Origin of the sequence: Myceligenerans pegani (assembly GCF_014892515.1) — a bacterium.
Lineage (GTDB): Bacteria > Actinomycetota > Actinomycetes > Actinomycetales > Cellulomonadaceae > Myceligenerans > Myceligenerans pegani.
The window spans coordinates 169,043-183,799 of record NZ_JADBGR010000107.1; the positions used below are offsets into that span (position 1 = coordinate 169,043).

General features: G+C 70.9%; 13 protein-coding genes. 4 read left to right on the plus strand and 9 right to left on the minus strand.

Going from position 1 to position 14,757, the window contains the following annotated elements; all coding sequences use genetic code 11:
- Positions 1 to 125: 125 nt before the first annotated feature.
- The 7 genes from IIE03_RS21590 to IIE03_RS21620 all read right to left on the minus strand — a co-directional run bounded on the left by IIE03_RS21590 (position 126) and on the right by IIE03_RS21620 (position 8,614).
- On the minus strand, positions 126 to 1,352 hold the full coding sequence (locus IIE03_RS21590) for a glycoside hydrolase family 1 protein (RefSeq protein WP_192864828.1): 1,227 nt from the start codon (positions 1,350 to 1,352) through the stop codon (positions 126 to 128).
- 22 nt (positions 1,353 to 1,374) lie between these two features.
- On the minus strand, positions 1,375 to 2,202 hold the full coding sequence (locus tag IIE03_RS21595) for an ATP-binding cassette domain-containing protein (RefSeq protein WP_192864829.1): 828 nt from the start codon (positions 2,200 to 2,202) through the stop codon (positions 1,375 to 1,377).
- The gene (locus tag IIE03_RS21600) at positions 2,199 to 4,007 is read right to left on the minus strand and encodes a dipeptide/oligopeptide/nickel ABC transporter permease/ATP-binding protein (protein WP_225998137.1); all 1,809 of its coding nucleotides are present in this window, start codon (positions 4,005 to 4,007) and stop codon (positions 2,199 to 2,201) included. The genes IIE03_RS21595 and IIE03_RS21600 overlap by 4 nt, the downstream gene beginning before the upstream one ends.
- Entirely contained in the window at positions 4,004 to 4,945 is a 942-nt protein-coding gene (locus IIE03_RS21605; RefSeq protein WP_192864830.1) for an ABC transporter permease, read from the minus strand. Before IIE03_RS21605 ends, IIE03_RS21600 begins: the two co-directional genes overlap by 4 nt.
- Positions 4,946 to 5,105: 160 nt before the next feature.
- Positions 5,106 to 6,629, minus strand: coding sequence for an ABC transporter substrate-binding protein (locus IIE03_RS21610; protein ID WP_192864831.1), 1,524 nt, complete (start codon positions 6,627 to 6,629; stop codon positions 5,106 to 5,108).
- A 48-nt stretch (positions 6,630 to 6,677) separates the two neighbouring features.
- Entirely contained in the window at positions 6,678 to 7,700 is a 1,023-nt protein-coding gene (locus IIE03_RS21615) for a D-2-hydroxyacid dehydrogenase (protein WP_192864832.1), read from the minus strand.
- Positions 7,697 to 8,614, minus strand: a complete 918-nt coding sequence (locus tag IIE03_RS21620) for a 2-hydroxy-3-oxopropionate reductase (protein ID WP_192864833.1) — start codon at positions 8,612 to 8,614, stop codon at positions 7,697 to 7,699. The genes IIE03_RS21615 and IIE03_RS21620 overlap by 4 nt, the downstream gene beginning before the upstream one ends.
- 127 nt (positions 8,615 to 8,741) lie before the next feature.
- Here IIE03_RS21620 and IIE03_RS21625 point away from each other — a divergent pair, with 127 nt between their 5' ends.
- The 4 genes from IIE03_RS21625 to IIE03_RS21640 are packed head-to-tail and all read left to right on the plus strand — an operon-like array spanning position 8,742 to position 12,604.
- The gene (locus IIE03_RS21625) at positions 8,742 to 10,787 is read left to right on the plus strand and encodes an alpha-amylase family protein (protein ID WP_192864834.1); all 2,046 of its coding nucleotides are present in this window, start codon (positions 8,742 to 8,744) and stop codon (positions 10,785 to 10,787) included.
- Positions 10,784 to 11,524 carry a FadR/GntR family transcriptional regulator gene (locus tag IIE03_RS21630; protein ID WP_192864835.1) on the plus strand — a complete coding sequence of 247 codons (741 nt, stop codon included), beginning with the start codon at positions 10,784 to 10,786 and terminating at the stop codon, positions 11,522 to 11,524. The genes IIE03_RS21625 and IIE03_RS21630 overlap by 4 nt, the downstream gene beginning before the upstream one ends.
- Positions 11,514 to 11,906, plus strand: coding sequence for a CidA/LrgA family protein (locus tag IIE03_RS21635; RefSeq protein WP_192864836.1), 393 nt, complete (start codon positions 11,514 to 11,516; stop codon positions 11,904 to 11,906). The genes IIE03_RS21630 and IIE03_RS21635 overlap by 11 nt, the downstream gene beginning before the upstream one ends.
- Positions 11,903 to 12,604 (plus strand): LrgB family protein, encoded by a 702-nt coding sequence (locus IIE03_RS21640; protein WP_192864837.1) that lies wholly within the window; start codon positions 11,903 to 11,905, stop codon positions 12,602 to 12,604. The genes IIE03_RS21635 and IIE03_RS21640 overlap by 4 nt, the downstream gene beginning before the upstream one ends.
- Positions 12,605 to 12,686: 82 nt before the next feature.
- Here the strand turns inward: IIE03_RS21640 and IIE03_RS21645 are convergent, their stop codons facing one another.
- The gene (locus tag IIE03_RS21645) at positions 12,687 to 12,977 is read right to left on the minus strand and encodes a hypothetical protein (protein ID WP_192864838.1); all 291 of its coding nucleotides are present in this window, start codon (positions 12,975 to 12,977) and stop codon (positions 12,687 to 12,689) included.
- A 151-nt stretch (positions 12,978 to 13,128) separates the two neighbouring features.
- Positions 13,129 to 14,643 (minus strand): FG-GAP-like repeat-containing protein, encoded by a 1,515-nt coding sequence (locus IIE03_RS21650; RefSeq protein ID WP_192864839.1) that lies wholly within the window; start codon positions 14,641 to 14,643, stop codon positions 13,129 to 13,131.
- Positions 14,644 to 14,757 lie beyond the last annotated feature (114 nt).

The following is a 14,757-nucleotide window of genomic DNA, read 5'->3' on the forward strand; positions in this document are numbered from 1 at the left end:
CTGAGTCCCTCGTGTCGGATCCCTCGTGTCCATCCGAGATCTGGCAATCGATTGCCATGCCGAAGCGTCGCACACCGGACGGTGAACGGCAAAATCCTGTCCGGCAGCCGTCCGGCGTCATGCGGTCACGCGAGACCGTTGCGCCTCGCGATGTCGCCGAGCCACGACAGGCTGGGCTTGGGAGTGCGCACGAACGTGACGCGGTCGACCGCGATCAGGCCGAACGTCGGCCGCCAGTGGCCCCACTCGAAGTTGTCCAGCAGCGACCAGTGCAGATAGCCCCGGACGTCGACGCCGTCCGCGATCGCGGCCCGGAGACCCTCGAGGGCTTCGGTGGTGTACCGCACGCGCTGCGCGTCGTCGCTCGTCGCGATCCCGTTCTCCGTGACGAGGATCGGCACGCCCTGCGTCGTCTCGTGGGCGTGGCGCACCGCCATGCCGAGCGAGTCCGGGCGGTACGACGTCCCCACCAGCGTGTTGTCGGGGAGGTCGGGGTGGGGTACGGGGCCGTGCTCGTCGACCTCCTGGCTCGAGTACGCCTGCACGCCGACCCAGTCGTCGCTGCGGCTGCCCTCCCAGTACACGTCCTCCTTGCCGTAGCGCACCTCGAGCAGCTTCTCCTCGCCGCCGGGCGCCGCCGTCAGCGCGCCCGCCGCGACGGTCCACCCGACCTTCGCGCCCGTCCGCTCACGCACGACGTCGCGCGCCGCGTGGTGGACGCGGGTGAACCTGCGCCCGATCTCCGGGTCGGCGTACGCGAGGAAGTTGCGCGAGCGGCGCTGCCGCTCCTCCTCCGTCTGCTCGCGCTCGACGGTCGGGCTCGTCCACTCGTCGTCGGCGCCGGCCGCCATCCGCCTCATGGCCGTCATGATCGCCGCCTGCATGTTCGGCTCGTTCATGGTGGCGACCCACTCCACCCCCTCGAGGATGCGAGTCGCCTCCGTGGCGTACCGCACGAAGCGCTCCTCCGCGTCGTCGGCCGTCCAGCCCCCGGCCTCCGCGAACCACCGCGGCGTGGTGAAGTGCTGCAGGGTGACCACGGGTGTCACGCCGCGGTCGAGGCACGCGTCGATCATGCGCCGGTAGTGCGCGAGCTCGGCCCGCGAGAAGTGCCCGGGGATCGGCTCGATGCGCGACCACTCGAGGCTGAAGCGGTAGCTCGTGAGGCCCGCCTCGGCGAGCAGCGCGATGTCCTCGTCGAAGCGGTGGTAGCTGTCGCACGCGTCGAGGGACAGTTCCATGCCCGGCGCCTGCTGCTCCTTCGCCCACCAGTCGCTGTTGGTGTTGTTGCCCTCGACCTGGTGACCGGCCGTCGAGGCGCCCCAGAGGAATCCGTCGGGGAACGTCGTCATGGGTGATGATTCCTTTCGTGCCCTACGTCGTCGAGGCGAGGAACTGCTTGCGCTGCTCACGCCTGGCCCGCTGCGTGGCGGGGTCCGCCACGGGTGCGGCGAGGAGCAACCGTTGGGTGTAGGGGTGTTCGGGCGTCGAGGTGACCGTCGCCGCGTCACCGGTCTCGACGAGGTCGCCCCGGTAGAGCACCGCGACACGGTGGCTGATGTGCCGCACGACCGCGAGGTCGTGCGACACGAACAGGTACGCCACGCCCGTCTCGCGCTGGATGTCGACCAGGAGGTCGAGGACACGGGCCTGCGTCGAGAGGTCGAGCGCCGACACGGGCTCGTCGCAGACGATGAGCTTCGGCCCGGGCGCGAGGGCGCGGGCGATCGCGACGCGCTGCCGCTGTCCACCGGAGAACTCCCGCGGGAGCCGGTCGATCGCGTCCGACGGCAGTCCCACGTGATCGAGCAGCGTGCGCACGCGCGATCGTGCGTCACGCGCCGAGGCGCCGTGGACGACGAGGGGTTCGGCGAGGATGTCGCCGATCGTCATCGACGGGTTCAGCGACGTGTACGGGTCCTGGAACACGACCTGGACGTGGCTCGCGAGGCCGCGTCGCGCCTTTCCGCGCAGGCCGCTGATCTCCTGGCCGGCGAAGCGGATGGCACCGCCCGAGGGCTTCACCAGGCCGAGCACCGCACGTCCGATCGTGGTCTTGCCCGAACCGGACTCGCCGACCAGGCCGAGGGTCTCACCGTGGCCGATCTCGAGGTCGATACCGTGCAGCACCTCGTGGGGCCTGGCGCGGAACCCCTTCCCGGGAAAGCTCACACGAAGAGCTTCGATCTCCAGCAGGCTCATGACGTGGCCCCTTCGACGGTGGTGGGCGGGTCCGTGCGCACGGTGTCCTCGTCGAGGATCGAGTCGAGCAGCATCCGGGTGTACTCGTGCCTCGGGGCGGCGAAGATGCTCTCCGTGTCGCCCACCTCGACGATCTCGCCGGTCTTCATGACCGCGACGCGGTCGCAGATGTCGGCGACGAGGCCGAAGTTGTGGGTCACCAGCAGCACGGCCATGTCGAGTTCCTCGAGCAGGTCGCGCAGGAGGTCGAGGATCTCGGCCTGGACCGTCACGTCGAGTGCCGTCGTCGGCTCGTCGGCGATGAGCAGCTTCGGCCGGCTGGCGACGGCCCCGGCGATGAGCACGCGCTGCGCCATCCCGCCCGAGATCTCGTGCGGGTACGAGTCGTACGTACGCTCCGGGTCGGAGATGCCGCACCGGTCGAGGAGGGCGAGGACGCGTTCCCTGGCGTCCGCCTTCGACGTACCCGTCGCGGCACGCACGCCTTCGACCAGCTGGGCTCCCACGCGGAACGACGGGTCGAGGTTCGACATGGGCTCCTGCGGGATGTAGGCGATCTCCCGCCCGCGGACCCCCGCGAGCTGCTGGTCGTTCAGGCCCAGCATCTCGCGGTCCTGGAACCGGATCGAGCCGCTGGTGATCACCGCCTCCGGCGGCAGCACGCCGAGCGTCGAGAACGCCGTCTGCGACTTCCCGGAGCCCGATTCGCCAACGAGCCCGAGGACCTCACCCTGGGCGATGCTCAGGTTCACGCCCCGGACGACCTCGTTCAGTTCGCCGCTCACGCCCGGATACGCGATACCGAGGTCGCGGATCGTCAGCAGCGCCTCGGGCGCCTCGTCGTCGGGGACGTGCGTCGTGGCCACCACCCGCTGACCGGAGCCGACCTTGACCGGCTTGGGCTTCGATCCCTCGAGAGTGTCCCGCAGGGCGTTGCCGAGGAGCACGAGCGACGCCGTGATCACGCCGAGCAGCAGGCTCGGCCAGAGGAACTGCGTCGGAGCGATGTACAGGTTGCGGAAACCCGACGAGATCATCGCGCCGAAGCTGGGGATCTCGAGGGACCCCACGCCCAGGAACGCCAGACCCGACTGCGTGACGATCGCCGTACCCGCCATGAAGGCGGCCGCGATGATGATGGGGCCGCGGACGATCGACAGCACGTGACGTCCGAGGATCCGGAAGGTCCCGAGCCCGGAGACGCGCGCGGCGTCGACGTACAGCTCGTTCTTCACGGCGAGGACGAGGTTCCGCACGATGCGATAGATGCCCGGCGCGAGCAGGAACCCGAAGATGAACATCGTCGCGCGGTAGTCGCCGCCGGTGACCGGCATCAGGATGACGAGCAGCAGGACGCCCGGGAGAGTCATCAGCAGGGCGAACAGCCACTCGGTGAGCGACTGGGTCACGCGGTTGAAGTAGCCGCCGACGAGGCCGGCGGTCACGCCGACCGCCACCGCGACGCTCGTCCCGATCAGCGCCGAGACGGCGGCCGTGTTGACCGAGTGCAGCAGCCTGCTGAGGATGTCCCGTCCCGACTCGTCGGCGCCGAGCGGGTATCCGGGCGTGCCGACAGGCGCGTTGACCATGCCCAGGTCGGCGTCGTTCGGGCCGTGCGGGGCGATCAGCGGCGCGAGCGCGCCGAGGACGAAGACGACGGCGAGGATCGACAGGGTCGTGGCCGCCTGCGGATCCCGCAGGATCTTCTGCCACATCGGGGTGCGCGACGCCGGCTCCGCGGCGACGACCGCCGCTGCTTCCGGAACCGTCCCGGCTTGTGTCCCGGGGCCTGAGGAGGTGCTCAATGGACTCTCGCTTTCGGGTTCAGCCAGCCGTTCGCGATGTCGGTGGCGAGGTTCACGACCGTGACCAGGACGACGCCGAAGGTCGAGATGCCGAGCATCACGGGGATGTCGCCCTGCAGGGTGGCGTTGAACGCATAGTTGCCGAAACCAGGCAGCGCGAAGACGTTCTCGATGATGAGCGCCGCGCCGAACATGTTGATGAACTCCAGCGACATGACCGTGAGCGCGGGGCTGCCGGCGTTGCGCAGCGCGTGCTTCAGCACGATCGAACGCGACGAGACACCTCGGGTACGCAGGGTGCGGACGTAGTCGCGGCGGAGTTCGTCGACCATCCGGCCACGCACCTGCGCGGACATGTTCGCCACCCCGCCGACGACGAGCACGATGACAGGGATCGTGATGCTGCGTGCCCAGCCTGCCGGGTCGTCCCCGAAGCGGGTGTATCCCGTGGCGGGCAGCCATCCCAGCTGGACGCCGAACAGGACGACGAGCCCGATCGCCAGGAGCAGTCCCGGGATGATGTACCCGAAGACCGACACGCCCTGGGCGATCCGGTCGACGACGCCGCCCCGGGACGCGGCCCAGACGCCGAGCACGATCGACAGCGTCGCCGTGATCAGCAGCGCCGGCACGATGAGCGACAGCGTGACCGCGAGGCGCGAGAGCACCTCCGGCAGCACGGGCAGCGAGGTGTACACCGAGGCCCCGAAGTCCCCCTGGAGCGCCGCGGCCAGCCATTCCACGTACTGCACGAGGATGGGCCGGTCCCAGCCACGCGCCTCCAGCAGCGCCGCCGTGGCCTCCGGCGTCGCGGACTGCCCGAGGATCGTCCGCGCCACGTCCTCGAACGAGGTGCCGATCAGGAGGTAGACGATCAACGTGATCACCAGTGCGAGTCCCGCGCCCGCTGCCAACCGTCTGACGATGTACGGAATCATGTGCGTGCTCGCATCCTGGTCATGCCACTCTCCCTTGAGTTGGTGCCCGGAGCCGGGCCGCCTCGCCCGGCTCCGGGCTGTCGCTCCGGCAAAGCCTCGCCGAGCGACGTGTCGTTTGTCAACCGATTGCCATCGCGCGGAACGGCCGCCGGTCCGGAGGTCATTCCGCGGTGTCGAAGACCCGCAGGTCCATGGGCGAGACGGCCGAGCCGACGTACTCGACGTCCTCCGCGGTCGCCCAGATCGTCGTGATCCACAGGACGGGCGAGAACCACGCCTGCTCCACCCCGAACTCGTTGATCTGCCGGTAGAGATCGTCCGCGCGCTCCGGGTCGGTCTCCTCCGCCACGGCGTCGAGCAACTCGCGGAGCTTCGGGTCGCTCGTGCCGAAGGGGTTGTTCGAACCATCCTCGGCGTAGAACTGGGCGACGACTCGCGACGGCGTGGTCGCGCCGCCGATGTTCCAGTACGCGGGCCAGTCGGTGGACTGCGTCGAGGTCTGCGGAGGCACCGGGTCCCAGGTGAGCTCGATGCCGATGTCGTCGAAGGCCTGCACCAGAGTCGCCTGGAAGTGCGTCGACATGATGTTCCCGGGCATCGACATCGAGAAGCCGTCCTCGTAGCCGGCGTCCGCCATCAGCGCGCGGGCGTGCTCGAGGTCGTACGGGTAGGTCTCGTCGAGTTCGGCGGCGTGCCCGGCGGTCAGCGGGTGGAAGATCTGCGCGGTGGGCGTACCGAGTCCGTGGTGCAGCGACTCGACGACGGCCGCGCGGTCGATCGCCATGTTGACGGCCTGCCGCACGCGCACGTCCGCCAGCGCCGGCGTCGTCGTGCCGTCGCGGTCCGCGAGGACGAGCATCGCGAGGCTCGCGCCCTCCACCTCCGTCAGGGTCAGGCCCGCCGCCTCGGCGTGCTCGGCCTGCGCCGGATCCACGGTTCCGGCGTCGAGCTCCCCCGACAGCACGCTGTTGAACATGGCCGTCCGGTCCTGGATCGGGCGGATCGTCACCGTCTCGAACGGATAGGTGTCCGCGTTCCAGTGGTCGTCGCGCCGGTCCAGCACGTACACCGTCCCGTCCTGGGTGCGCTCCTCGTTCAGCGTGTACGGCCCGGAACCGACCGGGTCGAGTGCGGTCTCGGGGGCGTCGAGGGTCTCCGGGTCCCCGATGACGCCCGCCGCCTGCGCGAGCGAGACCAGCAGGTTGTCGTCCGGCTCGCTGAGGTTGAGCACGACCGTGTGGTCGTCGGGGACGTCGATCGATTCGACGGCCGACAGGTTTCCCCGCTGCGGCCCCGCGTTCTCCAGCGTGCGCTCCAGGGTGCCCTGTACGTCGTGGGCCGTGACCGGGTCGCCGTCCGAGAACGACATGTCGTCGCGGAGGTCGAGGGTGAGCGTGAGCGCGTCGTCGGAGTAGCTCCAGCTCTCGGCGGCGTTCGGCTGGAGCTCGCCCTCGTGGTCGAGGGCGAGCAGGGTGTCGAAGAGCGATCCCCAGACGTAGCGCTGCACGCCGTCATGGAGCTCGATCGGGTCGAGGGAGTTCGGCGGCTGGGGCACGCCGAACTCCAGTGTCCGGGCCTCCCCCTGGGCGTCCGGCGCCGCTCCCTGGGCCGCGCACCCGGCGGCGGCCAGGAGCCCGGCCGCCAGGGCGGCTCCGGCGAATCGGTGTCCTGTTCTTCTCGACATGAGATCTCCTTTGATCCTGATGCGATGGAGGTGACGTGTGGGGCGGGATCAGCGGGCGGTGGGGTGCGGCAGGTCGCCGGTGAAGATGTCCCGCCTGGTCAGCGCGTTGAGCAGCGGCTCGCCGGCGCGGTAGCGGCGGATGTTCTCGGTGATGATCTCGATGGAGCGCTGCGTCCGGTCCGGGAGCTTCGGCGTCTGGTGCGGTGTGATCAGGACGTTCGGCGCGTCCCAGAGCGGCGAGTCCTCCGGAAGGGGCTCCGGATCGGTGACGTCGAGCCCCGCGCCCGCGACGGTTCCCGCGTGCAGCGCGTCGATCAGCGCTTCCTGGTCGATCAGCTGGCCCCTGCCGATGTTGATCACGTAGGCCCCGGGCTTCATCCGCGCCATCCGCTCCCGGCTGAGCAGGTGGTAGGTCTCATCGCTGAGACTGGCCGCCAGCATGACGACGTCGGACTGCTCGAGGACGTCGTCGACGGAGTCGCCGGCGTCGGCCGAGTAGAGCCGGTCGACGTCGTCCATGGGGTCGGCACGACGGCGGTAGCCGACCACGCGCATCCCGAACGCCTTGCCGAGCCGTGCCATCTCGCGCCCCGTGTGCCCGAGGCCGACGACGCCGAGTGTCTTGCCCCAGAGCGCGAGGCGGTCCGCGTACCCGGGGATCCCGCCCCAGATCCGGGCCTGCTGCCGGCGGAGCAGGGTCGGCGCGTCGAACGTCAGGGCGAGCGCGAAGTAGAACGCGTGCTGCGCGAGCGCGGGCGCCGAGCGGCCGGCCGAACCCGTCAGGAGCAGGCCGCGTTCGAACACCTCGGGGCGCGCCGAACGGGTGAGCCCCGCGTGGTCGGCGTGCACCCACCGCAGGTGCGGTGCGGCGAGGAAGCGTTCGTCGATGTCGCCCCACGTGACGGCGACGTCGGCGCGGGACAGTTCCTCGGTCAGCTCCGTCTGCTGGCGCGGATGCAGCGAGACGACCGTCGCCGGGGCGAACGCCCGCTCCAGCGCCGCGATCTCGTCCGGACCCCACAGCAGGCAGGTCACGACGTGCGTGATCTCGCGGCCGCGGTTCCGGGTCATTGCTCGGCCGCCCTGCCCGAGAGGCGCTCGGTCTGCAGGAAGAGCGCGGAGTGGTCCAGCGATCCGAGGCCCTGCGCCCGCGCCGAGCCCATCAGGCCCGCGAGCGCCTGCCCGAGCGGGCTCGCGACGCCGGCGTCCCGGGCCGCCGAGGTGTAGATGCCGAGATCCTTGTGATGCAGGTCGATGCGGAACCCGGGCTGGAACTCGCGGCGGAGCATGGCCGGACCCTTCCGCTCCAGCACGGTGCTGCCGGCGAGACCGCCCTGCAGCACGCGGGTGCCGGCCTCCAGGTCCACGCCCTGCGCGTCGAGGAAGACCAGCGCCTCGGAGACGAGCTGGATCGCCCCCGCGACGACGAGCTGGTTCGCGGCCTTCACCGTCTGCCCGGATCCCGACGGTCCGACGTACGTGATCGTGGTCCCGAGCGCGGAGAGCACCGGCGACGCCTCCTGGAAAACGCCTTCGTCGCCGCCGACCATGATCGAGAGCGTGGCGTCGACGGCTCCTTGCTCGCCGCCGCTGACCGGCGCGTCGAGGACGCGGACGTGGCGTTCCGCGGCCCGCCGCGAGACCTCCCGCGCGACGTCGGGCGAGATCGTGCTGAGGTCGATGAGCAGCGTGCCCGCGGCGGCGTGCTCCACGATGCCGCCGTCGCCGAGCACGGCCTGCTCCACGTCGGGCGAGTCCGGCAGCATCGTGAGGACGATCTGCGCTCCGGCGACGGCCTCGGCGACGGAGCCGGCCTCGGTTCCCCCGGCCGCGACCAGTGCTTCCGCCTTGCCGGGTGATCGGTTGAACCCTACGACGTCGTAGCCCGCTCGCCGAAGGTTCACCGCCATCGGGGCACCCATGATGCCGAGGCCGATGAACGCGACACGCTTGCCTGTCGGATCGGTTGTGGTTGGACCAGTCATGCGCCAAGCAGAGCACGCCCGGCGAGCCGCGGTCAAGTAACCGTCGGGAATTCAGCCGACGGTGCACCACGGAGCGTCACCCGGGATGTACTCTGGTCCAACCAACTCGCGGCACAGGAGGATCTACATGGGGACATCAGCCGAAGACGCGCACGCCGGCGGGCGTTGGTGGCACGGGCCGTTCGCGGTCTTCCAGAGCAACCTTCAGGAGATCGACGCCGGGATGGACGTGGAGTCGGCGCTCGACGTCGTCGAGGCCCACGGCGCGAACGCCTGGCTGCTGAACACGGGCGGGATCATCTCGAACCACCCGACGGACCTGCCGTTCCAGACGCGCAATCCCCACCTCGCGGACCGCCCGTCCGGGGATCTCGTCGGCGACGCCGTCGCCGCGGCACATCGCCGGGGAATCCGGCTGCTCGCGCGGTTCGATCTCTCCAAGGTCGCCGCTCCGATCGCGCGGGAGCACCCGGAGTGGTGCTTCCGCACCCACGACGGCAGGCCCCAGGTCTACCAGGGGTTGTGGAGCGTGTGCCCGTCGGGCGGCTACTACCAGGAGCGATCCTTCGAGATCATCGACGAGGTGCTCAGCCGGTACCCGGTCGACGGCGTCTTCGTCAACTGGTTCAACTTCAACATGGTCGACTACAGCCGCCAGTGGTATGGGGTCTGCCACTGCGACGCGTGCGTCGACCACTTCCGCGAGTGGAGCGGCGGAGCCGACCTTCCCGTCGACCCGCGCACGCCCGCGATCAACACGTGGAGCACGTTCTCGCAGGAGGTGCTCTCCGATCTCAACCGGCGTCTCACCGACCACATCCACGCCGCCTCGCCCGACGCCCTCGTCGTGCTCGGCAAGCGGGCCGACATGCGCTACGCGGAACAGGGCAAGATGTTCGGCAAGGAACTCTGGCCGCACGCGGCCGGCGACCAGGTGAGCGAGCTGCGCAACCACGAGCCGCCCGTTCCCGCGTTCGTGAACGGCGTCAGCTTCGTCGACATGCCCTACCGCATGGCCGGCGAGGAGCCCGCTCAGTTCGCGCAGTACCTCGCCCAGGGGATCGCCCGTGGCGGCATGCCGTCCACGTACATCATGGGCGCCCCCGGTCGCATCCCCTACCCCTCCCTCGAGGTCGCCGGTGAGATCACCCGCTTCTTCCGCCGGCACGAGTCGCTGTACCGCGACCTCACGTCGGCGGCACGGATCGCGCTCGTGAAGGCGACGCCCGCCCGCCTCGGCGCCGCACCGTCGGACGAGTACCTCGGGGTCTACTCGATGCTCCAGCGCGGAGGCTACCCGTTCGACGTGCTTCCGCAGGACCAGATCACGAAGCTGCGGGACGCGGGCCGCCTCGCGGCGTACCCCGCGGTGATCCTGCCCGACGTCGGCTCGGTCGAGCCGCACGCCGCCGCGCTCGACGCCTACGTCCGCCAGGGCGGCCACCTCGTCACGACCGGAGACACGGCCGTCGCCGCGGACGGGACGGCGGAGCTCGCCTCCTCCCCCGCACGTGCCCGGAGCGGCGGGGTCCGGCGCGACCAGGAGCTCTGGTCGACCTATGCGACGACGACCCACCAGGAGCGGGCGGCGGATCACGTCTACCATGCCCCCCTGGTGGCGATCTTCGGGAAGGCGTACGACTGCGAGTGGGACGGCGACGCACAGCTCCACGGCGAGACCCTGCCCGCGGCGCCCCACGGACCGCCGGAGAAGGCGTACGGCCACATCGCCTCGCGGGAGAACCCCGCCTACGGCCGGCGGTTCGATTCCGGCGGCGGAAGCGTCACGTCGTTCCCGTGGACCATCGGGACGTCGTACCGGGAGGTGGAGACGTCCCCGGCGCAGGAGATGTTCCTCTCCGCGCTCGACGAGGTCTTCACCGCCTCGTGGCGCATCGAGGCACCCGAGCAGATCGAGGTCGTCGCAGGGCGCTCCGGTGACGACCTCGTCCTCCACCTGATCAACCTGACCGGGGCGAGTCGACGCGGCTTCCGCCCGCCGGCCCCCGTCCCGGGGGTGCGGGTTCTCCTCCCGGAGACGACGGCGCGCACCGGCGCGGAAGCCCTCGTCAGCGGAGAAACCCCGACGATCGGGCCCGACGGCGTTCTCGACCTCGACGTCGTCGGCGATTTCGAGGTCCTGCGGATCACGGGGGGAGCCGGCATCGCATGACCGCACCGTCAAGCCTCCACGCGGAGACCGTGGACCGCCTTCTCACGGCCATCCAGGCCGGCGAGTTCGCGGTCGGCTCGGTGCTGCCGCCCGAACGGGTGCTCGCCCAGAACCTCGAGATCAGCCGCAACACCCTGAGAGAGGCCATCCGCACGCTCGACAACGCGGGCGTCGTGCAGATCCGCGGCCGATCCGGAACCCTCGTGCTGCCCGCCGCGGTGTCGTCGAGCACCGCGCTCCGCGCCCGCGCCGAGGCGACCGGCGACCACAGCCCGCTCGACCTGATGATCGCGCGCCTCGCGGTCGAGCCGGTCTGCGCGGAGCACGCGGCCCTGCAACACACCGAGGAGGACGCCCAGCGCATTCGGGCCGCCCTCGCGGACCAGGCCGAGGCCGTGCGGGAAGGAGCCGATCCGTTCGAGCCCGACCTCCTCTTCCACACGGCGGTCGCGGCCGCCTCCCGCAACCCGGCACTCGCCGCGCTCCAGGCGCAGCTCGCGCAGATGATGCACAGCACGCTCTGGACGGAGCTCAAGGGCCAGGCACGCGACGACCTGAACGGCGCCGAGCGCTACCTCGCGCATCACGAGCACATCGCCCACGCGATCCTGGACCGGGATCCTCGGCGAGCCGGGCAGCTCATGACGAGCCATCTCACGGACATCGAGACGGCCCTGCACTCCCAGGCGAAGCGCCGCAGCGAGGCACCCTCGTCCCAGCCGGCCCATGAGCGCTGACGACGCCGGCCCGCCGCCCCCGCCGACCGGGAGCATCGCCAGGTGGCTGTCGGGCTTCGCAGTGCTCGCGCTCGTCGCGCTCGGTGGCGAGGTCGTCAGCCGTGTGCTCGCCCTCCCCCTGCCAGGCCCGACGCTCGGGATGCTCGTACTGCTCGGCCTCCTTCTCACGCCGTGGGGCGCGGCGCTCACCGACGCGGTCCTGCCCGCCTCCGACTCGCTGATCGCGCTGCTCCCGCTCCTGCTCGTGCCCCTCGCCGTCGGCGTCCTCGCGTCGCTCGACGACATCGTCGAGCACGGGACGGCGATCGCCGTGGCGCTCGTCGTGGGATGGGTCGCGACGTTCCTCACCGCGATCGTCGCGATGCGGCTCCTGAACAGATGAGCTCCCCACTCCTCGCCGTCACGCTGACCGTGGGCGTGTGGGTCGTCGCGACGCGCGCGTCACGTCTCGCTCCGAGCGTCCTGAACCCGGTGCTGACGAGCACGCTCGTGATCATCGGCGTCCTGTTGACGCTCGGCGTCCCCACCGGCGACTACCAACGCGCCGCGACACCGCTGACCTTCCTTCTCGCACCGGCCGTCGTCGCGCTCGCGGTACCGATCCGGCAGAACGCCCGGCGACTCCTCGGGATGCTGCCCGCGATCGTCGTCAGCGCGGTCGCCGCATCCGCCGTCGGCCTCGGCACCGCGGCTGCCACGGCCCGCGTGCTGGGCGCACCGGACTTCCTCGTCGCCTCCGTCGCACCGAAACACGCGACGTCGGCCGTCGCCGCGACGACGTCGGAAGCGCTCGGCGGCGATGCCTCCCTCTCCGCGGTGCTCGCGGTGCTCACCGGGATCCTCGGTGCGGTCGCCGGACCGCCGCTGCTTCGCCTCCTGCGCGTCTCGAGCCCCGAGTCACGCGGGCTGGCGATGGGCCTGGCGGCACACGCGATCGGCACGTCGCGCGCGTTCGACACCAGTCATCGCGACGGATCGTCGTCGGCGCTGGGCATGGCTCTCGCCGCCCTGGCCGTTCCGCTGCTCGCGGTCGGCCTCTCGCTCACCGGGCTGCTCCTGCCTCTGCCCGCGCCGAGATGACGGAGCCGCCGGGAAGCGTTCCTGCAGGTCAGCGGATGAGCACGCCCTTGCCGGAGGCGCCGCCGGAATCGTGCCGGGCGAACTACGGGGCGACGAACGGCCCGGTGGGCGCCTTGTACGGGGTGTACTCGAGGTACGTCCACGATCCGTAGGTGCGCAACCAGGGTCCGCCTCGCCACGCCCAGATGCGCAGAACGCCCTCGTGCACGTTCCACTCGCCCTCACGGTCACCGAAGTTGATCAGGTGCGTCACGTCGTCGGACACGGCGACCGTCAGCACCCTCGTGCCGTCGGTCGCGAAACCCGTCCAGTCGTCGAGCTTGTCGAGCTGCCTGCCGTCCTCGCCGAGGACGTAGTACTCCGTCTTCGCCATGGCTCACCCCCTCTCCTCCCCGCGAGCCCGGTGCGTCACGGGTCCTGCCGTCCACGCTACGGTGCTCCGCCGGTTCCACGCAGGTCGGTCGCCGGCAGGTTCGACGAGGCGGACGGCCCCGCCAGAGAGGGCGGGGCCGTCCGGGGCACGGTCAGGCGAGGTGGAGCCAGCTCCCCCAGCCCTGGCTGATCTTCACCGGGTCGGCGAAGTAGTGGCCGTCGGTCGAGTTGTACCAGTGGGCGTGGTAGTACAGGTCGCCGCCCGCGTTGCGGCCGATGATGTCCGCCGTGCCGTCACCGCTCCAGTCCGCGGCGACGATCGTCGTGTAGTCGTCCCAACCGGACGCCATCTCGATCCGGGTGCCGAAGCCGTTGCCGCTCCCGGTGTGCGGGTAGAGCCAGAGCTTCCCCGAGCCGTCGAGCGCGAAGATGTCGGCGCGCCCGTCCCGGGTACCGTCCTCCGCGGCCACCAGGCGCATCTGGTCCCAGCCGTGCCCGATCCGGACCGGCCGTTCCATGGCGCTGCCGGTGCCACTTCGTTCGTAGAGCAGCAGGTCGCCCGCGCCGTTCACCGCCAGCATGTCGGCGCGGCCGTTGCCGGTCCAGTCCGCCGCCATCACCGTGGTCATGACGTCCCAGCCGTGGCCGATCTGGATCCGCCTGCTGAAGTGGTCCACGCCGTCGTCGTTCCGCTGGTGCGGGTAGTACCAGAGGTCGCCGTCGGAGTCGACGCCGACCACGTCGTCGGTGCCGTCACCGCTCCAGTCCGCGGCCATGACGACGTCCCAGCTGTCCCAGCCGGGACCGAACCGCTGCCCGCTGCCGAGCCGGTTGCCCGCGGCCTGGGGGAAGTGCCACAGGTAGTAGCCGTCGGAGTCGACGCCGACGACGTCGGCCTTCTTGTCGCCGCTGAAGTCCGGGAGGCACCGCGACGGGTCACAGATCGCGGGCGTGGCCGGCGGTGGCTCGGGCTCCTCGCGCCGCACGACGTCCTCGATCCAGCCGGCGACGTCGTCGACCCGCGCCTCGAGCGCGCCGGTGCGCGTCTCGGCCGGGTCGCTCCCGAAGCAGCCTCCCTGCCAGGACCGGCTGTTCACCGCGGCGAGCCGCGGGCCGTCCGCCGTCAGCCGCAGGGCGGGCCCACCGGTGTCGCCGGCGCAGACGGCGGCGCCGTCCTGACCGGTGACGGCGATGTCGCCGCCCGACACCGAGTCGACGACGAACGTGCCCGCGTGCCGGCGCAGCGGGGCCCACTCGGTCGCCGTCCTGCCGTAGCCCGGAACGACGAGCTCGGACCCGACCGCGGGCGGCCCGGCAGCCACCTCGACCGGCTCGATCTCCGGAACCGGCCCGAACAGGCGGGCTAGGACAAGGTCCCGCGACTCGTGCGGGACCAGCTCGACGACGTCGCGCTCCTGGCCCGACTCGGTCGTCAGGTCGGCACGACCGATGGTGGCAACCGTGGTCATGGGCGGTGCCCCCGCCGCGGGCGGCGTGCCCGTCGCCGGGTCCTCCGCGAAGCAGCTCGCGGCCGTGAGCACCCACGACGTCGCGATCAGCGCACCGGAGCAGGCGCGCCCGTTCTCCTCGTCGCCGATCGCGAGCCGCGCGGTGAACGCGTACTCGTCATCCGAGGCCGTTCCGACCACTGCGGTGGCAGCAGGCATGAGTACCAACGTCACGACCACAACGGCGGCTGAAGCTGCGGCACCGATCGCAGCGCGGATACGTTGAGGATTCAAGGCAGATCTTTCCTCTCGCATGAAATCGACACGGAAACA